This window comes from Sphingomonas sp., assembly GCF_032114135.1.
Classification (GTDB): Bacteria; Pseudomonadota; Alphaproteobacteria; order Sphingomonadales; family Sphingomonadaceae; genus Sphingomonas.
This window is the reverse complement of record NZ_DAMCTA010000001.1, coordinates 1,241,110-1,264,456: the sequence shown is the minus strand read 5'-3', so window position 1 is coordinate 1,264,456 and position 23,347 is coordinate 1,241,110. Positions and strand designations below refer to the sequence as shown.

18 protein-coding genes and 2 pseudogenes are annotated in these 23,347 nt (G+C 66.8%); 15 read left to right on the top strand and 5 right to left on the bottom strand.

All coding sequences use genetic code 11. The features are described from left to right. Positions 1–249: 249 nt before the first annotated feature. Together RT655_RS05800 and RT655_RS05795 are read right to left on the bottom strand one after the other, a co-directional pair. Positions 250–1,347 (bottom strand): arabinogalactan endo-1,4-beta-galactosidase, encoded by a 1,098-nt coding sequence (locus tag RT655_RS05800; RefSeq protein WP_313535475.1) that lies wholly within the window; start codon positions 1,345–1,347, stop codon positions 250–252. Then, positions 1,347–4,085 (bottom strand): TonB-dependent receptor, encoded by a 2,739-nt coding sequence (locus RT655_RS05795; RefSeq protein WP_313535473.1) that lies wholly within the window; start codon positions 4,083–4,085, stop codon positions 1,347–1,349. The genes RT655_RS05800 and RT655_RS05795 overlap by 1 nt, the downstream gene beginning before the upstream one ends. Positions 4,086–4,628: 543 nt before the next feature. On the opposite strand from RT655_RS05795, the gene RT655_RS05790 reads away from it, so the two are divergent. The 10 genes and pseudogenes from RT655_RS05790 to RT655_RS05745 form a co-directional block, all read left to right on the top strand. Beyond that, positions 4,629–5,168 (top strand): RNA polymerase sigma factor, encoded by a 540-nt coding sequence (locus tag RT655_RS05790; protein ID WP_313535471.1) that lies wholly within the window; start codon positions 4,629–4,631, stop codon positions 5,166–5,168. After that, the gene (locus RT655_RS05785; RefSeq protein ID WP_313535469.1) at positions 5,158–6,147 is read left to right on the top strand and encodes a FecR domain-containing protein; all 990 of its coding nucleotides are present in this window, start codon (positions 5,158–5,160) and stop codon (positions 6,145–6,147) included. The genes RT655_RS05790 and RT655_RS05785 overlap by 11 nt, the downstream gene beginning before the upstream one ends. A gap of 104 nt (positions 6,148–6,251) precedes the next feature. Continuing rightward, on the top strand, positions 6,252–8,939 hold the full coding sequence (locus tag RT655_RS05780) for a TonB-dependent receptor domain-containing protein (RefSeq protein WP_313535467.1): 2,688 nt from the start codon (positions 6,252–6,254) through the stop codon (positions 8,937–8,939). 73 nt (positions 8,940–9,012) lie between these two features. Continuing rightward, positions 9,013–10,584, top strand: coding sequence for an alpha,alpha-trehalase TreF (gene treF, locus RT655_RS05775; RefSeq protein ID WP_313535465.1), 1,572 nt, complete (start codon positions 9,013–9,015; stop codon positions 10,582–10,584). Positions 10,585–10,710: 126 nt separating this feature from the next. Continuing rightward, positions 10,711–11,313 carry an RNA polymerase sigma factor gene (locus RT655_RS05770; protein WP_313535463.1) on the top strand — a complete coding sequence of 201 codons (603 nt, stop codon included), beginning with the start codon at positions 10,711–10,713 and terminating at the stop codon, positions 11,311–11,313. Beyond that, positions 11,310–12,245, top strand: coding sequence for a FecR domain-containing protein (locus tag RT655_RS05765; RefSeq protein ID WP_313535461.1), 936 nt, complete (start codon positions 11,310–11,312; stop codon positions 12,243–12,245). Before RT655_RS05770 ends, RT655_RS05765 begins: the two co-directional genes overlap by 4 nt. A gap of 93 nt (positions 12,246–12,338) precedes the next feature. Further along, positions 12,339–15,200 carry a TonB-dependent receptor gene (locus RT655_RS05760; protein WP_313535459.1) on the top strand — a complete coding sequence of 954 codons (2,862 nt, stop codon included), beginning with the start codon at positions 12,339–12,341 and terminating at the stop codon, positions 15,198–15,200. Continuing rightward, the gene (locus tag RT655_RS05755; protein WP_313535457.1) at positions 15,197–17,245 is read left to right on the top strand and encodes a hypothetical protein; all 2,049 of its coding nucleotides are present in this window, start codon (positions 15,197–15,199) and stop codon (positions 17,243–17,245) included. The genes RT655_RS05760 and RT655_RS05755 overlap by 4 nt, the downstream gene beginning before the upstream one ends. A 38-nt stretch (positions 17,246–17,283) precedes the next feature. Beyond that, a complete protein-coding gene (locus RT655_RS05750; protein WP_313535455.1) occupies positions 17,284–18,765 on the top strand; it encodes a tryptophan halogenase family protein in 1,482 nt (493 codons plus the stop codon). Positions 18,766–18,966: 201 nt separating this feature from the next. Then, a pseudogene (locus RT655_RS05745) lies at positions 18,967–19,113 on the top strand (spermidine synthase); the annotation flags it as partial. Between the two features lie 103 nt (positions 19,114–19,216). Here RT655_RS05745 and RT655_RS05740 read toward each other — a convergent pair. Further along, positions 19,217–19,432 (bottom strand): AlpA family phage regulatory protein, encoded by a 216-nt coding sequence (locus RT655_RS05740; protein ID WP_313535453.1) that lies wholly within the window; start codon positions 19,430–19,432, stop codon positions 19,217–19,219. A gap of 278 nt (positions 19,433–19,710) precedes the next feature. Between RT655_RS05740 and RT655_RS05735 the strand changes: the two genes are divergently transcribed. The 3 genes from RT655_RS05735 to RT655_RS05725 are packed head-to-tail and all read left to right on the top strand — an operon-like array spanning position 19,711 to position 20,739. Further along, complete coding sequence (locus RT655_RS05735; RefSeq protein WP_409530244.1) at positions 19,711–19,956, top strand: hypothetical protein; 246 nt, start codon at positions 19,711–19,713, stop codon at positions 19,954–19,956. Positions 19,957–19,964: 8 nt separating this feature from the next. Further along, positions 19,965–20,423, top strand: coding sequence for a hypothetical protein (locus RT655_RS05730; RefSeq protein WP_313535451.1), 459 nt, complete (start codon positions 19,965–19,967; stop codon positions 20,421–20,423). 1 nt (position 20,424) lies between these two features. Beyond that, the gene (locus RT655_RS05725; protein WP_313535449.1) at positions 20,425–20,739 is read left to right on the top strand and encodes a hypothetical protein; all 315 of its coding nucleotides are present in this window, start codon (positions 20,425–20,427) and stop codon (positions 20,737–20,739) included. On the opposite strand, the gene RT655_RS05720 is transcribed toward RT655_RS05725, so the two are convergent. Together RT655_RS05720 and RT655_RS05715 are read right to left on the bottom strand one after the other, a co-directional pair. After that, a complete protein-coding gene (locus RT655_RS05720) occupies positions 20,736–21,380 on the bottom strand; it encodes an SOS response-associated peptidase (RefSeq protein ID WP_313535447.1) in 645 nt (214 codons plus the stop codon). The genes RT655_RS05725 and RT655_RS05720 overlap by 4 nt on opposite strands. A gap of 56 nt (positions 21,381–21,436) precedes the next feature. Beyond that, complete coding sequence (locus RT655_RS05715; RefSeq protein ID WP_313535445.1) at positions 21,437–22,093, bottom strand: SOS response-associated peptidase family protein; 657 nt, start codon at positions 22,091–22,093, stop codon at positions 21,437–21,439. A 172-nt stretch (positions 22,094–22,265) separates the two neighbouring features. On the opposite strand from RT655_RS05715, the gene RT655_RS05710 reads away from it, so the two are divergent. Together RT655_RS05710 and RT655_RS05705 are read left to right on the top strand one after the other, a co-directional pair. After that, positions 22,266–22,937, top strand: coding sequence for a hypothetical protein (locus tag RT655_RS05710; RefSeq protein WP_313535443.1), 672 nt, complete (start codon positions 22,266–22,268; stop codon positions 22,935–22,937). Then, positions 22,886–23,341 (top strand): annotated as a pseudogene (locus RT655_RS05705) (TrbI/VirB10 family protein); the annotation flags it as partial. The gene RT655_RS05710 and the pseudogene RT655_RS05705, both read left to right, overlap by 52 nt. Between the last annotated feature and the right edge of the window lie 6 nt (positions 23,342–23,347).

The window sequence follows — 23,347 nt, the reverse complement described above, 5'->3', positions numbered from 1 at the left end:
AATCGGGTTCGAAGCACAAACGCGATCAGGTTAGGCAACTACGAACACCGGAGATGTCCCACGATTGTTCGGCAGCTGGCGACCACAGCCGGTCATTCCTGGGCCGCGGCTGGGGGGCTCCTTCCGCCGAAAGCTGACGAGGTGCAGTGACCTTGGTACGCCCCATCGGACAGCCGCACCTTGCAGCACATGACTGAACGCGGCTTCACTGGTCGCCGGTGCGCCGGTGAAAGCCCGTGCGGAAACGCCTTACTTCTGCGGCGGCCGATAGGCATGTTGCAAAAAGTCGAACGCGGGCAGCGCCTCGTGCTTCTTGAGATCGAACCAGGCCGCGTTTTCCCAGTTCGAGCCGATGCCCCAGCGCGTCTTGCACGAGGTGGAGACCCAGGCCGGTTCCCAATAGACAACGCCGATGCCGCCGCTGGTCACCACCTGTTGCGTCAGGTCGATCAGGTAGCGGCGCTGGCCGTCCGGCGTCGCCGGATAGCCGGGGATCAGCGTGTCGGGGCCCAGCAGGTTGGGCGAGGTATCGGCGCCGTCGTTGGTGAACGGGTAGGCGGTCTCCACCACGATCACGTCCGCCTTGTAGCGCTCCTTGGCCTTGGCAATCACCGTGCCGAGGCCGTCGATGCCGAGCTTCGACCATTTCCGGTAATAGCTGATCCCGATCACGTCGTAATCGAGCACGCCCGCCACCGTCGCCTGGTCGAACCAGGGCATCACGTTTTCCGGCTGGGCGATGTGCAACATCACCTTGGGGCGGGTGCCGCTGGCCTTGCCGGCGTCGCGCACCGCCTTGATGCCGGCGTTGAACAGCTTCGCATTGCGCTCCCAGTGGATCGCCTCGGCAATCACGCCGCCCATCAGCTCCGGATTGGTCTCGTTGCCGACCTGCACCATGTCCGGCATCAGGCCCTGCGTGGCGAGCTTGGCCAGGATCTCGCGGGTATAGTCATACACCGCCTTGACCTGCGCATCTGCGTCGAGCTTGGCCCAGGCGGCGGGCGGGCGCTGCTTCTCGCCATCCGCCCAGTCGTCCGAATAATGGAAGTCGAGCAGCACCTTGAGGCCCGCCGCATGGGCCCGGCGGATCGTCTTCAGTACGTCGTCGTAATTGCTGTAGCGGGTCCAGTCCGGGTTGTTCCAAAGGCGCACGCGGACGATGTTGCCGCCCTTGGCCTTCAGCAGCGCGAACGGATCGACCGGCTTGCCGCGATCGTGATAGACCGCGCCGCAATCCTCCATCTCGTTCACATAGCTAAGGTCCGCGCCCAGATAGAGCGTGTCGTCCTTCGCCGCCGGCGAACCGGCGGCGAGGGCGGCAGCGGCGAGAAGCTGGCCCAGCATCAGAAGCTGTAGCTCACGCCGGCGAGGAAGCGACGGCCGAACCGCTCATAGCGGCCCTGCAGGCGGGTATCGCCATAATAGGTCTCGAACGGCTCGTCGGTGAGGTTGTTGGCCTGGAACAGCAGCTCGACATTCTTGAGCGGGCCGTTCTGGAACTTGTACGAGGTCTGGAAGTCCAGCACGCCTTCGTTGCGCGTGTAGAGCAGGCGATCGGTGTCGCCCAGCTCGGTCGCATAGTTGCTGCGGTAGCGGTACGCGATCCGCGCCTCGAAGCCACGCTTGCTGTAATAGAGCGTGGCGTTGCCGACATGCTTCGACAGGCCCGGCAGCGCGGTGGCGCCGATGGCGTTGTCGCGTTCCTGCACGGTGATGTCGCTGTCGGTGTACGAGTAGTTGAGGTACGTGCCGAAGCCGTCGAACGGCGCCGGCAGGAAGGTGAACGCCTTCTGGAAGGCGACTTCCACGCCCTTGATCGTGCCGCCCCGGCCGTTGATCGGCTGGGTGAAGGTGCCCTGGACGATGTTGCCCCCCGTATCGGTGAAGTTGCGGGTGGTCGTCTGGGTGGCGATGAAGGTGTCGAGGTCCTTGTAGAAACCCGAGATCGTCAGCGCGCTGTCGCGATCGAAATACCATTCGAAGGTGAGATCGAGCTGCTTGGCGCGGAACGGCTCGAGCAGCGGGTTGCCGCCGGTGGCCGAGGGCGCGCCCCCGCTGGTGAACACGCCCACGCCCGCGTTCAGGTCGTCGAGCGGCGCTCGCGCGATCGCCTTGCTGGCACCGAAGCGCATCTGCAGCTTGTCGGTCAGCTTGAAGTTGAGGTTGAGGTTGGGCAGCCAGTCGGTGAAGGCATTGTCGAACCGAACCGGGGTGGCAAAGGCAACGGCGCCCTGGCCGTCGATCTGGGTGCTGCGCGAGCTGGTGTCGGTGTGGACCATCCGCACGCCGGCATTGCCGGTGACCGCTATGCCGAACAGGGTGCCTTCCAGATCGGCCTGGGCATAGGCGGCGACGGTCGATTCGCGCACCTTCCAGCTCGACGACTGGTCGTAGAAGCTCTGCTGCGGATCGAGCGTGCCGAAATAGCGGGTGATCGCGGCCGGGATGTCGATCGACAGCGTCTGCGGCACGCCGCCGAAGCCGCTGGGGAAGGTGATGGTGCCGTTGATCAGGTTCGACGGGATCGCGACGCGGTTGGCCGCGTCGATGAAGCCGAACTGGGTGCGCTGGGTATAGTCCTTGGCGCGATCGGTGAAGCGGCCGCCGCCGGTGAGGCGCTTGACGAAGCCGCTGTCGAACTCGCGCTGGATCTCGCCCTTCAGCGTCCAAAGATGGTCGTTGATCAGCGGCGCGCCGCCGCCGTTGGTCGGGATCTGGAATTCGGAGATGCGGTTGACGTTCGGATCGGTCAGCGAATGGTTGAAGCTGAAGCTCGCCGCCTGGCCCGGGGTGGTCAGGAACGTGCCGGTCGAGCCGAAACGATCCTGGAAGGTGAAGCCGTTCGCGCTCGCCGAGAATTCGGTGCGCAGCGTGAGGAACTGCTGGCTGCGGTGCGTGGTGGAATAGCCGGCGTCGAGAATGCCGGTCCAGCCGTCCTTCGACCATTTGCCGTTGAGGCCGCCGGCGTAGAGATCGTCGGTGAAGAAGAAGCTCTCGTTCACGTTGCGCACGTCGAGACCGAAGTCGACGCCGGTGTTGGTCGCGGTGATACCGGTGACGTTGCCGTCGACCACGGTCGGCTTCGAGAAGCTGTTGCCGAAGGGCAGGCCCTCGGTGCGCAGGCCGCGCTGCGTCTCGGTGAACTTCACATGGCTGTAGAAGAAGTCGCCGTTCAACTCGAACAGGCCATGGCCCGGGTTCCACTGCACCGCCGCGAGCGCGCCGTGGCGGATATCGTCGCCGCCCCGCACCAGCGCCTCATAGCCATAGGGGATATTGTCCTGCGCGCCGCTGTTGCCGGCCGCGCCCTTGCCGTCGCCGTTCAGGTCGGCGAAGCTGTTGGTGTAGCGGAACACGTTGGTGCGCGCGGTTGCATTCGCCTGGCGGCGGCCCGAATAGCCGAGCGCCACGCCCAGCGTATTGTCGAAGAACTGATCGACATAGGAGATGCTGCCGATATAGCCCCACGGTTTGGCATCGGCGATGTCGGGCGCGAGATCGTTGTAGCTCGCGCGCAGGTTGATCGCGATGGTGCGCTTGCCGAAATCGAGCGGGCGCACGGTCTGCAGGTTCACCTGCCCGGCGATGGCGCCTTCCACTTGCGAGGCGGTGGGCGACTTGTAGACGAAGGCGCCGTTCAACAACTCGGTCGGGTAATCGTCATAGCGGATGTTGCGGTTGGCTTCGGCCGAGACGACCTCGCGGCCGTTGAGCAACGTGTTGACGAGATTGGGGCCCATGCCGCGGATCGAAATCTGAGTGCCGTTGCCGCGATCGCGGTTGGTGGCGAGGCCGGGCAGGCGGGCGAGCGACTCGGCGATCGAGGCTTCAGGCAGCTTGCCGAGATCCTGCGCCGATAGGGTTTCCTGCACGCGATCGGCATCGCGCTTCGATTGCAGCGCGGTGCGCAGCGAGGCGCGATAGCCCTGGACGACGATTTCCGCCGTGTCCTGCTCGTCCGCAACTGGCGCGTGCGGCGTGACGGCGTCCTGCGGTTGGGCATTCGTCTGCGCGAACGCTGGCGTTGCTATCGCAATCGCTAGCAGGTTCGCCGCGGCCTTAGCTGCGCCGTTGATCTTCATGGGGGTCCTCTCCCTCACCCGTTTAACGGGTAACCAATAATCGTATAAATCATCTCTCGGGAAGAGGATGCGACCGGCGAGAATCAGCAATTTCCGTGAACGTGCTAATTTTGTCACGATTCGGGGATGAAACCTGCGCCTTGGGCGCGGACCTCTGGGAGTGCCTAAGGAACACGGAGTAACGCAGGGTGGCGAACCTCCGCTTTCACGGACGCGACGCTTGAAACCTGCAGTACCGCCGATGGCCAGCCTCTCTCTCTCTCTCTCTCTCTCTCTCTCTCTCTCTGATAGCCGGTTAACTAGGTAATGGACATCCGCTCGCGGCAGTACCTGCCATTCAAGACATCACCTTGAAACGACGGGAAAGTCCCAATCTTCGACGTAGCCGGCCACCCGAACGAACAGCCCACTTGGGGATGTGCACGCGCGATCCGTGTGAATGGGACCGCGGCGGGAACGGCAGCAGGGGAGTCAGGCCTCGATCACTACCTTGCCTCGTCGGTCGCGCACGCGCACAAGCGCGTGCTAGGGAGCACGAAAACGATGCGGCCGGACAAGAAGAGGGGAGTGCAGGCCGAACGCGGCGCTTTGCTGGATCAGCTCGCGCGCCGCTATGCGGGGCCGCTGGCGCGCTTTTTCGAGCGCCGCGTGGCGATGCGCGACGACGTGCCCGATCTGGTGCAGGACGTGTTCCTCAAGCTCAGCCGCATGCCCGATCCCAGCGCGATCGAACAGCCCGACCGCTTCCTGTTCGTCACCGCCGCCAATACCCTGCGCGACCGTGCCCGTCGCGAGGCGGCGCGGGGCGGCATCCATGAAAGCTGGGACGACGAAGCGCATCCCGGTTCGGATTTCTCGCCCCAGCGCGTCTTGGAGGGTAGGGAAGCGGTGCTCCGGCTCCGCGACGCCCTGCTCGAACTGCCCGAGCGCACCCGCGACATCTTCGTGCTGCGCGTGCTGGAGGGACTGAAGATTGCCGATATCGCCCGGCTGGTCGGCATCTCGACCCGGGCGACGGAGAAACATGTGGCGCGTGCGATGGCGCATGTCACCACGGCATTGGAGGCGTGGCGTGAAGACTGACTCGACCGCCACGACGACGATCGCGACCGAGGCGGCGCTCTGGCACGAACGACTGGCGCGCGACCCCGACGCCGCACCGCCCGAGGCGTTCGAGCGCTGGCGGGCGGCGGACCCTACCCATGCCGAGGCCTTTGCGCAGGTGGAGGCCGCGCACACATGTGCCCGCGCGCTATCCGCGCACCCCGAACTGCTGGCCCTCCGCCAGGCGACGGCGACCCGCATCGCGGTGCATCGCGCACGCGCGACGGCGCGCAAGCAGAAGGCAGAGGCGGCGCTCGCCGCCCTGGCGCTGGTCGCGCTGCCGCTGGCCGGCTGGTATGCCGCCGAGCACCGCGCGCCGGCCGGCACCGACGTCGCGCAGACCAGGCTGTTCAGCACCGGCGTCGGGCAGCGGCTGTCAATGATGCTCGATGACGGCTCGCGGCTGACGCTCAACACCGCCACATCGGTGCGCGTCGCCTACACGCCGACCGAGCGCCACTTGATCCTCGAGCGCGGCCAGGCCTGGTTCGAGGTCGCCAAGGGCCAGCCGCGGCCGTTCCGCGTCACCGCCGGCGCCCATGACGTGATCGCGCACGGCACCGCCTTCGACGTCCGGCTCGATGCCGATCGGACGACCGTGCTGCTCGTCGAGGGCAAGGTGACCGTCGGCACGGTGGCGATGGTGCCCAACGACCTGCTGGTCGCCCGCAGCGACCGCCTGACGCTGCGCCACGGCGGCGATGCCCGCCAGCTCGAGGCATGGCGCGAAGGGCTGGTGGTGTTCGCCGACACGCCGCTCGCCGAGGCCGTCGCCGAGCTCAACCGCTATGCCCCGCATGCGCTGGTGGTGAAGGATGGCCGTGCGGGCGCACTGCGGATCAGCGGCGCCTTCCGTACCGGCGAGAGCGCGACCTTCGCCGAGGCGCTGGAGACCAGCTTCCCCGTGCAGGCGATGACGCGCAGCGACGGCACGATCGAGCTTTCCAGCCGCCGCTGAGATTTTTTCGCGGGGGCAGGTTCGGGTTTTCGGATCGGCTGCGTCATGGCGGGTAGAAGCGCTGCACCAGACGGCGCCTCGTGAACCGATTTGGGAGGATCCTGATGCCCCGCACCCTTTCCACGCTCGTCCGCAGCCTGGCGCTCGCCGGCGTCGCCGCCTGCGCCCTCACCCCTGCGCTCGCCGCGCCGGTCGCCGAACCTACCGTCAGCCTGGCGATCGGCAGCCGCGACCTCGGCGCCGCACTCACCGAATTCGCGCGGCAGAGCGGCCGCCAGATCCTGTTCGCCCCCGACCTCGTGCGCGGCAAGCGCGCGCCCGAGCTGCGCGGCCGCTACGGCGTCGATCGCGCCCTGGCGTTGCTGCTCGCCGGCAGCGGCCTGCGCTCCCGCACCACCGCCAGCGGCACCTTCGTCGTCGAAGGTGGCGGTACCGAGGGAGCGGCGGCTGCACCCGCCGTGCGGGCCAGGCCGGTCCAGGCCGCCGCGGCGGAGCCGCAGGAAGAGCCTGCCGCCAGCGACCCCGAAATCGTCGTGACCGGCACCGCCGGCGCGGGAACGCGGCGCCAGGATGCGTCCTTCGCCGTCACCACAATCAACGATGCCGCGATCGCGCGGCTGGCACCGGCGAGCACCGCCGAAGTGCTGCGCGTGGTGCCGGGTATCAGCGTGGAGAGTTCGGGCGGCAAGAATGGCGCCAATATCTTCGTGCGCGGCTATCCTTCGGGCGGCGACGCCGAATATGTGACGATCCAGTCCGAAGGCGTACCGATTTTCTCGCCGCCGACGCTCTCCTTCCTGGAAAACTCGCAGCTGATCCGCATCGATTCGACCCTGAAGCGGGTGGAGGCGGTGCGCGGCGGCACGGGTGCGCTGTTCTCCTCGGGCCAGCCGGGCCTGACGATCAACTTCGTCCAGCGCGAAGGCGGTTCGACGCCGGACAATCTGCTCAAGCTCGGCGTCGCCAGCTATGGCGATGTGCGCGCTGACGGCTACCTCTCCGGGCCGATCGGCGAAGGCACGACCTATATGGTCGGCGGCTATTATTCGGCCGGCAACGGCGTGCGCAACCCGCGCTTCACCGCTGAAAAGGGCGGGCAGATCACCGCCAATGTCCGGCATGATTTCGACAATGGCTCGGTGCTGGTGTTCGGCCGCTATCTCAACGATCGCGGCCAGTGGCTGCTGCCGATCCCGGTGGTGCAGAACGGCAAGAAGATCAGCCAGTACGGCAGCTTCGATGCCGGCAGCGGCACATTCGCGGGCGGCGAGACGCGGCTGGGCGTGCTCAACGACGGCACCCGGGTCGACCTTGCCGACGGGCGCGGGGCGGATGTCGTCAACCTCGGCGGCAACTTCGAATATCGCCTGGGTGACGGCTTCAAGCTGCGCGATCGCCTGAGCTGGCTGAAGGGCGATGCGAACACCACCGGCCTCGTCCCCGGCGGCACCCCGCCGGAGAGCGCCTCGGCCTATGCCGCGAGCAAGGGAAGCACGATCGGCAGCCTGAGCTTCGTCAATGGTGGCCAGGCGGTGCCCGGCACCACCCAGGTCGTCGAGGCCGGGCTTTGGCGCGTCCAGAAAAGCATCGAGAATTTCTCCAACGATTTCGCGCTCGAGTGGAAGAAGGGCGGCAACAGCTTCACCGCGGGCGTCTATTATGCCGCCTATTCGTCGCGCGACCACTGGAACCTCGGCAACAACCAGCTGCTCACCGCCGAGCCCAATGCGCGGCGGCTGAACCTCACGCTCGCGGATGGCCGCATCGTCACTCGCAACGGCTTCAGCAGCGGCTCCACCTTCAACGTCAATGCCGATTATGACGGCAAGGACGCGGCGGTCTACGCGGTGGACGAGCTGCAGGTGAACGACCAGCTCCGCCTGGATGCGGGCCTGCGCTACCAGCATCATTCGGTCGACGGCACGCTAGAGAATAACGGCACTGCCCCGGCCGGCGGGCTGGATGGCAACCCGAACACGCTCTACGACAATGGCGACGCGGTGCTGAACGGCACCTTCTCGACGATCCGCTATCGCGGGGAGAAATGGCCGTGGACGGTGGGTGCGAACTATGACTTCACGCGCTCGATCGGCCTGTTTCTGCGCTACAGCCGCGGCAACAGCTTTCCCTTCTTCGACAACCTTCGCGACGGCATCACCGTGGCGCCGCGCGTCGATACCTATGAAGGCGGGCTGAAGGTCTCGACCGATCTGGCGAGCGCCTATCTCACCGTGTTCCACAACGACTTCAACGGCCTCGCCACCACGGTGATCACCAGCGGCGCGCCGATCGCGTCGATCGGCGGCGCGCGCGCCACCAGCGTCGAGCTGGAAGGCGAGCTGCGGCCGGTGCGCAACTTCACGATCGGCTTTTCGGGCACCTATCTCGACAGCAAGTATCGCGACTTCTTCACCGACAATGGCGCCACCAACCTGACCGGCAATCGCGTGCAGCGCCAGCCCAAGTGGCAGTGGCGCGTCTCGCCGGCCTATTCGGTGGAGTTCGGGTCGGAGAGCAAGGCGACGTTGTTCACTTCGGTCACCTATATCGGCGATCGTTTCTCCGACGTGCAAAACGCCCAGCTGCTGCCCAGCTACTATAAGTGGGATGCGGGCCTGACGGTGGACGTCACCAAGCGGATCACGCTCCAGGCCTCGGTCGACAACATCACCGACACGATCGGGTTGACCGAGGGCAATCCACGCACGATCGGATCGCAGGGCAGCGGGGTGATCCTCGCGCGGCCGATCCTCGGCCGGTCGGCGCTGTTCAGCGCCGCCTACCGCTTCTGAATACCCCCGAGGGGCCGGCCAGGCGCAGCGCTCGGCTGGCCTCGTGCGTTGTGCGCCCGATGAGGATAACCCGATGATCCGCCGCCTGCTCCCGCTCGCCGCCCTGTTATGCGTCGCCGCCACCGATCCCGAGCCGCAGAGCCCGGCCCAGCTGTTCGGCCCGCTGTTCGATGCGGTGCAGATGGCGCAGGTGTTTCCGGACGGAAAGACGTTCGTCGATGCGGTGCCCAAGGAGGATCCTGCGGCGATCCTGGCAGCCTATCGCAAGGCCAGGCCGAAGACGCGGGAAGCGCTGAAGGCATTCGTCGAGGCGCATTTCACGCTGCCGGCGGGAGGCAACGACAATCCTTCGCCGCAGGAGAAGCTCGGCCTGCGCGCACACGTCCAGGCGCTGTGGCCGATCCTGTCGCGCCCGGCGCTGGCCCCCAGGCCGGGCAGCTCGGCGCTGTCGCTGCCTGCGCCCTATGTCGTGCCCGGCGGGCGCTTCCGCGAAATCTATTACTGGGACAGCTACTTCACCATGCTGGGCCTCAAGGTGGACGGCCAGCAGGCGATGGTCGAGCATATGCTCGACGATTTCGTCAGCCTCATTCAGCGCTACGGCCACATCCCCAACGGCACCCGCAGCTACTACCTCAGCCGCGCGCAGCCACCCTTCTTCGCGCTAATGCTCGACCTGTCCGAGGCGCGCGATCCGGCGGTGCTGCGCACCCGGCTGGCGGCGCTCCGCAGCGAATATGGCTATTGGATGCAAGGGCAGGGCTGCATCACCGCCGCGGCGCCCGCCTGCGAGCATGTCGTGCGGATGGCCGATGGCAGCCTACTCAACCGCTACTGGGACGCCCGCGAGACGCCGCGCGACGAAAGCTATCGCGAGGATGTGAACACCGCCAAGGCGGCGGTGGGCCGACCGCTCACCGCGGTCTATCGCGACCTGCGTGCAGGGGCGGAAAGCGGCTGGGACTATAGCTCGCGCTGGCTCGCCGACGGCAAGACGCTGGCGACGGTGCATACGACCGACATCGTGCCGGTGGACCTCAACAGCCTGCTCTGGGCGGTGGAGCGCGGGATCGCGCAGCGCTGCGCGACGCTGGCCGATGCGGAGTGCGCGGCCGACTTCACCCGCCGGGCCGCCCAGCGCCGCAAGGCGATCGACACCTATCTCTGGCTGGCGCCCGAGCAGCGCTACGCCGACTATGACTGGCGTCAGCAGCGCGCGACGCCGGTGCTTTCGGCCGCGACCTTGTTCCCGCTGTTCGTCGGCGTGGCGAGCCCCGAGCAAGCGCGCGCCGTCGCCGTAACCGTGCGCGCCAGGCTGGTTGCCCCCGGCGGCCTGCGCACGACCGGCAACCGGACGGGCCAGCAATGGGATACCCCCAATGGCTGGGCGCCGCTGCAATGGGTCGCGATCGACGGGCTCGCCGGCTATGGCCAGCGCGATCTCGCCAAGGACATCGCGGTGCGCTGGCTGACGACGGTCGACCGCGCCTATCGCGCGACGGGCAAGATGCTCGAGAAATATGACGTCGAGGAGCAGGTGCCCGGCGGCGGCGGCGAATATCCGCTGCAGGACGGCTTCGGCTGGACCAACGGGGTGACCAGCGCGCTGGTCGAACGCTATCCGGATTTGGCGAAGGAGCGCTGAGGGACTGCCGCCGCCTCGGCCCATTGCCGATGTCCCGCCGGGCGGCGCACGACGACGATCGAAAATAGTAGGGGTGGCTCGACGGAAATGCGGCTTTGCTGCATCTAAGGGGGGTTAGGGGAGCTTGTGCGTTCGGATCAGCTTGTCACATGGGTCGGTCTGCACATCCTGCCGCATGAGCGGCAGTTGCGCGCGTGGCTGCGTGCGGCATTCCCGGCAGTCGACGTGGACGACGTGGTGCAGGAAACCTATTGCCGGATCAGCGGGCTCGACCAGTTCGAGCATATCGACGATCCGCGGCGCTATTTCTTCCGCGCCGCGCGCAATGTCGTGCTGGAGCAGGTACGACGCGAACGGGTGGTCAGCATCGGCGCTGCCAGCGGCCTTGCCGATCTCGACAACGCCCCCGACCCTGGCCAGTCCCCGGAGGAGATCGTCGCCGGTCGCCACATGATCGCCCGGATCGAGCGATTGATCGACGCGCTGCCCGAACGCGCGCGGCAGGTATTCCGGCTCCGCAAGATCGAAGGCGTGACGCAACGGGACATCTCGCTGCGGCTGTGCATCCCCGAAACCGCCGTCGAGAACGACGTCGCGCGGGGCCTGCTTCGCATTCTCGATCAGCTGACCGAGGAGGAGAAGGCCGAGCTGCCGATCCGCCGCCGTGCGGCGCGGGCGGCACGGGCAGCGGGGCAGGACGCGCGGCGCGAGACCGGAGGGCGGCGATGATCGACGAGATCGCCTGCCGCTGGGCCGCTGCGATCGATCGTGGGCTGAGCGACGCAGAGGAGACCGAACTGGCCGTCTGGCTGGCGGCGGATCGGCGGCACCGCGGGGCGTTGCTGCGAAGCAAGGCGGCGCTCCGCCTGGTGGATCAGGGGCAGGCGCTGGCCGAGCGGGACGCGGAAGCGCCGATCCCGTTGCGCCGCCGGCGATGGTGGCCGGCAGGCGTCGGCGCCGTCGCAGCGGCACTGGTCGCCGCTTTGGGAATCGGCTGGTGGCTTGATGGCGGCGAGCGGATCGACACGCGGCTGGGCGAAATCCGCAGCATGCAGCTGGCCGACGGATCGGTCGTGATCATTAATAGCGGCACGGCGCTGCGGGTGGCTTTTACACGCGGCGAGCGGCATGTCGAGATGACCAAGGGCGAGGCGTGGTTCCAGGTCGCGCACAACCGGGCGCGGCCGTTCGTCGTCGCCAGCGGCCCCTATCGCGTGCAGGCGGTCGGTACCGCCTTCGACGTGCGGCGGGAGGGGGAGGCTGCAAGGGTTGTCGTCACCACCGGCGTGGTCAAGATCTGGTCGGTCGACAGCGACGACGCGCCGCGCCACGTCGCGGCGGGCGAATGGGCGGTGCTGAAGCCCGGAAAGGCGATCGCGACCCGCGCCATGCGCCCCCAGGCGTCCGACCAGCAGCTGGCCTGGCGCGAACGCCGGATCGTGCTCGACAACATGACGCTGGGCGAGGCGGCGGCCGAGTTCAACCGCTACAACGTCACCCGGCTGGAGGTTGCGCCGCAGCTGGCGGGCAGGCGTGTGGTCGGCTGGTTCCGCATCGACGATGTCGACGGCTTCGCCGCCTCCAGTGCCGCGATGGTCGGCGGGCGCGTCGAACGGGTCGAGCGGCCGGGGGAAGGGGATGTCACCCGCATTCTGCCCTGAAAAAATTTCGATGCTGCTGACGGAAGTTGCGGGGGCGTTCATCCTTGGATCAGCGCCACATGAAGCGCGTTCGACATTCCAGGGAGAGGTGCCTTGCGCAACAGCCACATTTTCAGCGTTTCCATGGTTGCGATCGCCGCCATGCTCGCGACGCCCGCGGTAGCCGCCCAGGCCGTTCGCGAGTTCAACGTGCCGCGTCAACCCGCCGCCGCTGGATTGATGCGGTTCGCGCAGCAGGCCAATATCCAGATCATCGCGCCTAGCGACGCGACGAACGGCCAGACCATCGCGGAGGTGAAGGGCCAGTTCAGCATCGAGGAAGGCCTGCGCAGGCTGATCGCCCGCAGCCATTTGCGGCTGGTCTCCTTCGATGGGCGCACCGCGGTGATCGCGGCAGCCGGACCGGCGGCCCCGCGCGCCGCCGGCTATAGTGCGCCGCGCGACATTGGCGCCACGGGCGCGGGCGTCCAAACGAACGCGCCGGCAACCGAGACGGCGCAGGCCGAGGACAGCGCGCAGGACGAAATCATCGTCACCGGCAACACGTCCGACAAGCGCACGCTGTTCAACTCCTCATCCAACGTCACGCTTGCCAGCGCCGCCGACCTGCAGCGGAAAGCGCCGCGCTCGACGGCGGATACGTTGGAACTGGTCCCCGGCGTGTTTGTGGAAGGCACCGCGGGGCCGATCTCCAACAACTATTCGGTGCGCGGCCTGCGCGGTGGTGGCCAAACCTTCATCACGCTGGAAGAGGACGGAATGCCGATCCTCTATGGCGGCGGCGGCGCGGACTTCTATTTCCAGAACGATATCACCATCAGCCGTCTCGAAGCCGTTGAGGGCGGCACCTCCGGCGTGCTCGCGCCCAATGGCGCCGGCGCGACGATCAACTTCATTTCGATGAAGCCCGATCACGACCGGGCGACCGCCATGGTCCGCTTCACCGGCGCAACCTATGGCGATTTGCGCGCAGACGGCTATTTCTCGGCACCGATCGCCGACGGCTGGGCGTTCAACGTCGGCGGCTATGTCACCTCGCAAAAGGGCGTGCGGCGCACCCCCTTCACCTTCAACGCCTATGACGTGAAGGCGATGCTGGAGAAGAAATTCTCCAATGGCGGCCTTGTTCGCTTCACCATCAAGAATGGCGACAAGCACTTTCCCTATTATGCCGACATGCCGTTCCGCGTGGCTGCCAATGGCACGATCAGCAGCGTGCCGGGCCTCGGCCTGAAGCGCGACGATGTCGGCGGGCGGGGCTTCACCGAGTTCATGGTCCCCGACGCGCCCGCCACCGGCAACAGCCTGCGCCGGTTCAGCTCGGCCGACGGCGTGCACGTCAAGTCAACCACCTATCGCGTAGACGCGGAAATGCCGGTCAGCCCGAATGTGCGGCTGTTCGGCCGGGCGCGCTATCTGGACGGCTCCTATGACTTCAACGGCATCTTCCCGGGCAGCGGATCGGGCACGGCAGGGCTGACCTCGGCGCTGAACTATCTGACCCCCGCCGTCTCGCCGCTCGCCGGACTGACCCCCCTCCAGGGCTCGTCGCAGACCTATTTCCAGGTCGCGGCGCAGCGTTTCCCCGGGGTCGCGCAATATGGCCTGCGCAACATCCGAACGGGCCAGGTCATCGCGGCGTCGAACACCGCTGCACTGAATAGCCTGAACGGCAATGGCCTGGTTCAGCAGACGGTGCTCAACCATCAGACGCTCGCGACCAAGGACTTCGGTAGCGATTTCGGGGTGAAATGGGACGCGAGCGGCAGCAACCTCGACAATTCGCTCACCGTCGGCGGCATGGTCTACAATGTGCGCCGGCGGAACGATCAGTCGGCGGTGGCCACCGTACTCAACGACGTGCGCAACGACTCCAACGTCTACGACATGGTCGCACTGAACGCGGCAGGCGGCGTGCTGGGGTCGCTGACCAACAACGGCATGGTCAATTATGGCAACTGGGGTCAGGGCCTGTTCAACGACGAGGTCACCTCGCTCTCCGCCTATTTCAACGACGAGCTGACCATCGGGGATCGGCTGCACGTCGACTTCGGCGCGCGCTACGAGCACCAGCATGTACGGGTCGACATCGGCAAGACCGCGGCCGTCAACGCGCCGGTGCCCACCGGTACGATCGGTCTGTATGACAATGTCGGCAGCACGTTTGACGGCACCTATACGCGCCAGAGCGCCAACTATTCCGACTGGGCCTTTACGGGCGGCGTCAATTACGAACTGACCGATCATGTCGCGCTCTATGTCCGCGGCGCGCGCGGGTTCCAGACCAATGGCGGCGACACCGGCGGGACTCATAAGCCGACAGAGCTGACGCTGTATGAAGGCGGCGTACGGTTCAAGGCCGCCGCCTTCAGCGCCTCGATCATCGGCTTCCGCACCGAATTTCGCGACCAGTCCTACCAGTTCGTCAACCCGGCAAATCCGGCGCAGGCGAGCAACGCGCTGGCAGACAACACCACCAATGGTGTGCAGCTGGATGCCACCTTGCGGCCGGTACGGTTCTTCAGCCTGAGCGTGCAGGGCGTGTACCAGGAGCCAAAGCTCGGCAATCTGCGCTTCGACGGGGTCGCGCAGCCGCAATATGACGGCAACACGCCCGAGCGCACGCCCAAGAAGCTGCTTACCGTCACCCCGTCCTTCATCTTGCCGGGCGGGTTGGGCGAGATCTATGGTCGCTACAAATATGTCGGCAAGATCTTCGCCGACAGCGGCAACGGCATCGCGCTGCCCGATTATGGGGTGTTCTCGATCGGAGCGAGCCTGGACGTCACGCCGCGCCTGAACCTGTCGGTCAGCGTCGACAATCTGACCGACGTAAAGGGCTTTACCGAGGGCAATCCGCGTCAGGGCCAGACCCAGTCGATCGTCGACGGCTATTTCTATGGCCGCGCGATCGTCGGGCGCAACGCGCTGATCAGTGCGACGCTGAAGCTGTGAGGCGGAAGGCAGGGCTGCGGGCGATGCTGGCGCTGGCGGCGGCGTTGCTGTTGGCGGGTGCCGGTACCGGCACCGCGCAGGTCGAGCAGTACGCGGTGCGCGAGGGGCTGAACCTCAACAGCTTCACGCGCGCCGGTCCTGTCGCGGCGCATATCGTGCTGCGTTCGGGACGGCAGCCCCGCCTGCTCGTCGCCTTCCCGGCGGGCAATAGCGGCACGGCGCTGTGGTTTGCGCCGCTGGCCAAGGATGCGGAATGGCGCCTGGACGGCGCGCCGCGCCCGATCACGTTGCGCGACGCTAAGGGGCGGCCACTCCACGGCGTCCGTTTCGTCGCGACGATCGACGCGGACCGCTTGGTTCCGCACCAGGCGGTGCTGTCCAGCATTCGCGTCATCCGCGATTACCAGGCGCTGGGGAAGGCGCCCGCCGCGGTGCTGACTGCGCCGCGCATGACCGGCGATGGGATTCGCTGGTCGCGAGATCGGCTCGACGGCGCGGCGGGCTATGACCTGGCGATGACGGTTGTCGGCGGTCGCATTGCAGGCGGTGCCATTCTCGCCGGTCAGGACGGCAGGATCCGCCTCGCCTTGACGGCGGTGACGGGCGAAACGCCGCTCTCGCCGCGCGGTGGTGCGGACCTCCTCAACGCCCACGCGCAAGCCGATCCGGGCGCGCGCAATGCGCTCACCTTCCTCAGCTATGCCGAGAAATATCTGGCAGGATCCTGGCGGTTCGACACCTATTTCGGGCGCGACACGCTCATGTCGGTCCGGCTGCTGATGCCCGCGTTGCAACCGGCTGCGGTGGAAACCGGGCTGGCATCGGTGCTCGCACGCCTCTCGTCCCAAGGCGAGGTGGCGCATGAGGAGGATATCGGCGAGTTCGCCGTCCTCGACCATCAGCGGACCGACGGTACGTTGTCCGATGCGCCGGTCCACAACTACAACATGGTCGACAGCGACTATATGCTGGCGCCCGTCGCGCGGGCCTGGCTGCTCGACGATCCGCGCGGGCGGGCGCGGGCGCGGGCCTTTCTGGCGCAGCGCGTCGGCGGCGAGACCATGGGTGCGCGGATGGTCCGCAACCTGCGCTTCGTGTTGCAACAGGCGGCGCCCTTCGCCCGCAATCCGGTTGCCGCGCATCTGATCGCGCTCAAGCCCGGCATGGATGCGGGCGAGTGGCGCGACAGCAATGACGGGCTCGCAGGCGGGCGCCTGCCCTATGACGTCAACGCCGTGCTCGTGCCCGCAGCGCTCGATTCCGCCGCGGCGCTGGAGGCAAGCGGGTTGCTCCGCCCCTATCTCGCCGCCGGGGACACGGCTGCCTTCGCGCAAGCACGTGCGCTCGCCGACATCTGGCGCGCCAAGGCGCCGCCCTTGTTCGACGTGACCGTGCCGGCCGAGTCGGCGAAGCGCGCGGTCCGTGACTATGCCCGCATGCTGGGCGTGCCGGATGCACCCGCGCTGGCGGCGATCGGCACGATGCCGGTCCGCTTTCCGGCCATTGCGCTGGATGGGAAAGGCCAGCCGATTCCGGTACAGAACAGTGACGCCGGCTTTGCGCTGTTGTTCGAGAAGCCTTCCTCCGAGGCACTGCAGACCATGACGGCGAGCCTCATCGACGCGTTCCCGGCGGGATTGCGCACGGGGGCGGGCATGCTGGTCGCCAACCCCGCTTTTGCCGACGCAGGGATACAGCGGAAATTCTCGCCCAATGCCTATCACGGCACGGTGATCTGGAGCTGGCAGCAGGCGCTCGTCGCCGCCGGGCTGGCGCGGCAGCTCGAACGCAGGGACCTCCCCGCCGACGCCCGCCACCGGATCGCCCGTGCCCAATCCTGCCTGTGGGACGGGATTGAGAAAACGCGCAGCGTGCAGAGCTCCGAGCTCTGGTCGTGGCGGTACGCCGATGGCCGGTATCAGGTCGTGCCCTTCGGCGCGGCAGGGGCGGATGTCGACGAGTCCAACGCCGCGCAGCTTTGGAGCACCGTCTATCTCGCGCTCCGTCGGCCGCCGGGACCGGCGATCGCCTGTGCCGGTCGATGAGGCTCGCGGCTGGGGGCGGCAACGGTTAGACGGAGCCCATGATGGACAATCGCATTCGCCGGATCGTGATCCTGGGCGGCGGAACGGCGGGTTGGATGAGCGCCGCGGCCCTGTCGCGCGCCTTGGTCGGGCAACGGGTCGCGATCACCCTGGTCGAATCCGACTCGATCGGCACGATCGGCGTGGGCGAGGCCACCATCCCAACCATCCACTGGTTCAATCAGATCGTCGGCCTGGACGAGCGCCAGTTCCTGGCCGAAACCAAGGCGACCGTGAAGCTCGGCATCGAGTTCGTTGGCTGGAACGGCGAGGGCAGCCGATATTTCCATCCCTTCGGTACGTTCGGCCCGCCGGGGGACGGCACGATGTTCCTCCACCGCCTGATCCGGGGACGTGCCGACGGCGATACCGCGCCCACCGAAGCCTATTCGCTGACTGCGCAGGCAGCGCGCGCAGGCCGGTTTGCCCGGCCGGTTCCCGATCGCCGCTCGCTCTTGTCGACCATGGGCTATGCCTATCATTTCGACGCGGGTCTCTATGCGCGCTACCTGCGCGGGTTGGCCGAACGAGCGGGCGTGACGCGGATCGAGGGCATGGTTGGCTCGGTCCAGCAGTACGGCGAAAGCGGCTTCGTCCGCGCGCTGATGCTGGACGACGGAAGCGTAATCGAAGGCGACCTCTTCGTTGATTGTTCGGGACTTGGCGGCCTGCTCATCGGCGAGACGCTGGGCGTCGGCTATGACGACTGGTCGCATTGGCTGCCCTGCGACCGCGCCTGGGCGGCGCCGAGCGCGGCGGAGGTGAGAACCACCCCGTTCACCCGCGCAACGGCGGCCGAGGCGGGATGGCGTTGGCGCATCCCGCTCCAGCACCGGGTCGGCAATGGCTATGTCTTTGCCAGCCGCTTTCAGGATGAGGCGGAGGCACGCGCCTCGCTGCTGGCAGGGATGGAGGGGCCACCGCTCTCCGATCCGCGGTTAATCCGCTTCACGCCGGGCATGCGGCGCGAGGCGTGGCGCGCCAATGTCGTGGCGATCGGCCTTTCGAGTGGGTTCCTGGAGCCGCTCGAATCGACCAGCATCCATCTGATCCAAAGCGGTATTGCCAAGCTGTTATCGCTCTTTCCGTCGGCCGACTGTTCGCCCCTGCTGGCAAGGCAATTCAACCGCGTTTTCGGGCAGGAGATGCTCGATATACGCGACTTCCTGATCTTCCATTATCACGCGACGGCGGGGCGGGAGGAGCCGATGTGGCGCGAGCGGCAGTCGATGGCGATCCCCGACACGCTCACCGAACGCCTTGCACATTTCCGGAGCTCAGGCCGGATCGTCTTGTCCAGCGACGAGCTGTTTCGCGACGCGAGCTGGTTCGCTGTGCTTGACGGCCAAGGTGAGCGACCCGGCGATCACAACCCCTTGATCGACGGGGGCCATGTTCAAGACAATCTTCGCCAATTGGAGGCATTGCGGTCGAACATTGCGCGCGCGGTGGAGGCTTTGCCGGCCCTATCGCGTCCGTGAGGCGCGCGGTTCATTGCCGGTTGCCTCGGCCATCCTGAGGCGCTGGATCGGGTATTCCGCGGCAACCCACGAAGCGATCGGGACCATCTTGGCTTTGGGTTGAAGCCCTCTCCATGACTATCGTTCGACGGCCCGTTTGGTTCTCCAACAATGCGCGATACGTTCGGAACTGGCCTTCTGAGGGCGTCTTCCGGCAATACGCATGACGCGATCCTGCTCGACGTCGACAACGGCCCCGACGGGCTGACCCGGGTGGGCAATGACAGCCTCTATTCAATGCGCGGGCTCGATTCGGCGCGCCAGGCGCTCCGCCCCGGCGGCATCCTCGCGGTGTGGTCGGCGGCGCCCTATGCTGGTTGGACTGGGCTGAACGACGGGTTCTGACGATAGCGATCGTTCGGCAGGTCACATTGCATCGACAGCTTCGTCCCACACCCGGTCAATCGTTGCCTTATCGCTCCAGGGTCGGGGCTGCCTCATATGTCATCGGATCATCAAGCCAGCAGCTAACAGCAGACTCGCGCCAGCCGATACAGCGGGTGCTGATCTGCGTGCTAGCGGGGAAGGTGCCTGCTTCCATCTTCCGGTAAAGGGTGGAACGCGTGAGGCCTGTTAGAGCGAGGACGGCCTTGAGCCGCAGGATGCGGTCCGTTGCGTTGGAGTGCATTGCTATCACCTTGCATCGTTCGGGGGTTGGTGGAGGGTTTCGACGCAAGATGGACCCGAACGGCTTGCCGGCAGAAGAGTTCGTCTGGGGCTGAAATGGCACTGTTCGGTGCAGGCTGGCATGTACATCGACTGGGATCGACGGTCGTGCGAGCAGTCCGTCTGCCCGAGAGTGTCGCCGACTAGGTTGCAGCCCACCTGAGCCTGCATGGCACAAGTAAGAGACTTTGCGTTCTTGCCCTTCGTTCCCATTTTGTTCTAGCTGGCAATCCGCTGCCGATGCAGCGATTCGACATCATTGGGAGCTTCGGCATGGAGCACGACCTCCAGCTGCGCGCTGCTGCGCGTGCGATATACGACGCCTGCTATCCGAGCGAGGAATGGGCGCCGTTCGGCTTCGACGAGGCGGAGCGCTTCAGGACCATCCACTATCGCCAGGCAGTCGGCGCGGCGCTGCAGGCGCGTCGGGCGCTGCACGATCGCGCCGTGCAACCGAGCCTGTTCGCCGAGCAGGTGCACGCCTGACGCCCGCGATGGATGCGATCGAGAGGACCAACTGGCTGGCGCACCGCTGGCCGATCGAACTCGAAACCTTCTCCTATGGTGGATGGCTGATCCATGTAGGCAGAGTCGAGGGGCATCGCCTGGGGCAGGTCAATTCCGCTGTGGAGTTCGAGACCTGGAAGTCGGCGCAGCGACCGCTATGCCTGGCACGCTTCATTGCGGGGAGGCGCGAGCTTCACCCTCCGGCGGTGCTGGTGGTTGCCGGCAAGTACCGCCTAGGCCGAATCCCGCCGGAACTGTGGTGCGGCTATGACGCGACGCTGCTGATGGATGCACCGGCGGCGACGCTCCTGTCCGCCAAGGTGCGGGCGATGTTCCCGGCTTGGCCAGATGCTCTTATCCGGGTGGTGCCGCAGGCGCAGGTGCCCGCGCTCGGCCTGCACCCTGCGCCTGCGGCGGCAGGTCCGCGCCTGCGCTTGGTAGGTTGATATGGTACGCTACGACGCAGATGGCGGGCAGGTGCCCCGGACGCTGTTCGAGGCTGCGGCGTTCCACCGTTCGGTCCGGGCAGCCTGTGCGGGGTGCGGACACATCGGGGTCTTTCATGCGGCGGCGCTCTGGCGGCTGTTCGAGCGCAGGCAATGGCCCGGCCTGCTCACCGAGGTGGGGGCTCGCCTCCGATGCTCGCGGTGCGGGCGGCGCGGCACGACGATCAGCCTGACGTGCGATCCGCCGACGATCACCAGCCGGCCGCTCCCGAGCGATGTCGAATGGCGGCGGGCGGTCAGTCGGTTTCGCGCCTAGAACAGGGCCGGCTGTTCGACAGCGCCCTTGCGCTTCACCCAGGGCTCGCCGGTACGCTCGATGACTATCAGGTCATCGGGGAAGCAGCGCGCCTGGAAGCCGAGGATGTCGTCGAAGCTGCCGTGCAGCCAGCGATCATGGTCGTCCCGGTGGAGCAGCACCGGCATGCGGTCATGCACCGGGCGGATCGCCTCGTTGCAGTCGGTCATCACGCCGGAATAGACCGGCCCCCATTCGGCGCTGTCCCGCCACAGCCCCGCCCAGGCGAAAATCGGCGTGTCTTTGACGCTGAACCAGGTGCGCGTCTTCGACCCCTTGGCGCCCTCCGCCTCGGCAAAGCCGGTCAGCGGGATGAGGCAGCGCCATTCCGGCTTGCGCGCGAGCCCGACCCACATCGGCTTGGTGAGATCGGCGATGTTGTTGACCGGGTTCGGCTTTGCGGTCGGGCTCATCCCCTTGAGCCGGAGCGGGAAGCCCCAGCCCATCGACTGGAGCACGCGGGCGCCCGCTTCCTCGCGCACCACCATGCCGGGGTAGCCGGGGTAGACTTCTTCGCCCGCGTTGGACTGCACCGGATTGTCGACGCCGAAATGCGCGGCGACTTCGGCTGCGCTCTTCCGAAGGTGGTAGAGGTTGCACATCGCGGCAGCCTAGGTCGAAGGCGAGGGGGCTGCAACGCGCAGCCCATGGTTCGCGGCTAGAGCAGGTCCAACTGCGTGCCATCGGGCGGCGGACCGCCGCCGCGCCAGGGATTTTCGGTGCGCAGGACGACCATCCGCTCGGCCGCAATCGGCGGGCGAAACTGGAAGCCGATCACGTCGCGGATCGAGCCGTGCAGCCAGCGCGCGTGCTCGTGCGGCTCGAGCAGTACCGGCATGCGATCGTTGGTCGGCGGAATGGCCGCGTTCGCCTCCATGGTCATGCCCGCATAGGAGGGGCCCACCTCGGGGAAGTTCCGGCAGAAGCCCGCCCAGGCCAGGATCGGCTGGTCGCGGACCGAGAACCATGTCCGTGTCTTGGCCCCTTCGTCGCCGTCCGGGTTGCCGAAATGCGTGATCGGGATGATGCAGCGGTAGCGTGGCTCGACGACGGTCTGCTCCCAGAGCGGATTGGTGAGGTCCGCTACCAGGCCGATGATCTCGGGCTCGTTCCGCTGCAACTGCGCGTCGCGGATACGGCGGGGAAAGCCCCAGCGCATCATCCGCAGCCGCCTGCGGCCACCGGCCTCGAACATCACCAGCCCTTGGCGGCCCTCGGTTACGTCGGGCGGAATGGTGATCTGTCCCACGGGCTCCGCGTCCAGGAAGCGGGTGACATCGTCGATCGTGGCGCGGAGGCTGTGAAGGCGGGACATGGTTCGACGCGGGAGCCTAGCGCTACCCGCCGACGGGGCAAGGGCACCGCGCAAATGCGGACATCCGCCGCTGCTGCCGCCCTGCAAACATTTTTTTCGGGTCGGGCCCCGTGTTTCGCCGTCGGCTGCGTCAATCGCTCCAGTGCCGGGACACCGGCCGCGGGAGAAAAGAATGACGATTTCGAAAAGGGCGCTTTGTGCGGCGACGCTTGCCGCGACGCTTTCCTACAGTGACATGGTGGTTGTCGAGGCACGCGCCCAGGCGGGCGCGACGCGCTTCGACCTGCCGGCGCAGGACCTTGCCTCCACGCTCCGTGCGATCGCTCGTCAGGGCGGCCGGGAGATCCTGTTCGCGGACGAGGAGGTGCGCGGCAAGCGCTCGGGGGCGATCCGGGGTATCTACACCGTCGAGCAGGCGGTGCGTCTCGCCATAGGAGAGGAACTTCTGGTCGGCGAGGAATCCGGCGCCATCGTTATCCGGGAGCGACACGGCAAAGGCGGGGGCGCCTCAGCCCAGGAAGAGAAATCGGATGCCATCACGGTAACCGGCTCGCGCATCCGCGGGGCCGAGGGGCCTTCGCCGGTCATTATCGTGTCGCGCCGGGGGCTGGAGGAGCAGGGTATCCCCGACATGGCGAGTGTTTCGCGGATACTCCCGCAGAATTTCACCGGAGGGCAAAACCCCGGGGTCGCGGGGGGCGGTGACCAGGGCGGATACAATAATGCGAACAATGCGACGACGCTCAACCTTCGCGGGTTGGGCTCGGACGCGACGTTGACGCTCATCAATGGTTCGACAGTCCCACCGGCCGCATTCTGCTCATTCCGCAAGGCGCGCGGTTAGTCGGTAGCTACGATAGCGTTGTCGCGTTCGGGCAGAAGCGTGCGCTGGTCATTTGGCAGCGCATCCTGCTGCCGGACGGCAGCTCGCTCCGAATCGAAAATGTGCCGGCGACCGACGCCTCGGGCTATGCCGGCCTGCAGGACAAGGTCGATCTCCACACCTGGGCGCTGCTCAAGGGCATTGCGCTATCGACCTTGCTCGGCATGGGCTCGGAGCTGACGGTTTCCGGCGACAGCGATCTGGTCCGCGCAATCCGGCAGTCGACGCAGCAGAATGTCGCGCGTGCCGGCGACCAGATCACCTCCCGCAATCTCAATGTTCAGCCGACGCTCACCGTTCGCCCCGGCACGAACGTGCTGCTCGTGGTCCATAAGGACCTGATCCTCGCGCCCTGGCGCGAATAGGAGGCC

Bases quoted from the DNA above. Each gene is read 5' to 3' on its own strand.
- RT655_RS05800 (WP_313535475.1), bottom strand. From the start codon at position 1,347: ATGCTGGGCCAGCTTCTCGCCGCTGCCGCCCTCGCCGCCGGTTCGCCG.
- RT655_RS05795 (WP_313535473.1), bottom strand. From the start codon at position 4,085: ATGAAGATCAACGGCGCAGCTAAGGCCGCGGCGAACCTGCTAGCGATT.
- RT655_RS05790 (WP_313535471.1), top strand. From the start codon at position 4,629: ATGCGGCCGGACAAGAAGAGGGGAGTGCAGGCCGAACGCGGCGCTTTG.
- RT655_RS05780 (WP_313535467.1), top strand. From the start codon at position 6,252: ATGCCCCGCACCCTTTCCACGCTCGTCCGCAGCCTGGCGCTCGCCGGC.
- treF (WP_313535465.1), top strand. From the start codon at position 9,013: ATGATCCGCCGCCTGCTCCCGCTCGCCGCCCTGTTATGCGTCGCCGCC.
- RT655_RS05765 (WP_313535461.1), top strand. From the start codon at position 11,310: ATGATCGACGAGATCGCCTGCCGCTGGGCCGCTGCGATCGATCGTGGG.
- RT655_RS05750 (WP_313535455.1), top strand. From the start codon at position 17,284: ATGATGGACAATCGCATTCGCCGGATCGTGATCCTGGGCGGCGGAACG.
- RT655_RS05740 (WP_313535453.1), bottom strand. From the start codon at position 19,432: ATGCACTCCAACGCAACGGACCGCATCCTGCGGCTCAAGGCCGTCCTC.
- RT655_RS05735 (WP_409530244.1), top strand. From the start codon at position 19,711: ATGCAGCGATTCGACATCATTGGGAGCTTCGGCATGGAGCACGACCTC.
- RT655_RS05730 (WP_313535451.1), top strand. From the start codon at position 19,965: ATGGATGCGATCGAGAGGACCAACTGGCTGGCGCACCGCTGGCCGATC.
- RT655_RS05725 (WP_313535449.1), top strand. From the start codon at position 20,425: ATGGTACGCTACGACGCAGATGGCGGGCAGGTGCCCCGGACGCTGTTC.
- RT655_RS05720 (WP_313535447.1), bottom strand. From the start codon at position 21,380: ATGTGCAACCTCTACCACCTTCGGAAGAGCGCAGCCGAAGTCGCCGCG.
- RT655_RS05715 (WP_313535445.1), bottom strand. From the start codon at position 22,093: ATGTCCCGCCTTCACAGCCTCCGCGCCACGATCGACGATGTCACCCGC.
- RT655_RS05710 (WP_313535443.1), top strand. From the start codon at position 22,266: ATGACGATTTCGAAAAGGGCGCTTTGTGCGGCGACGCTTGCCGCGACG.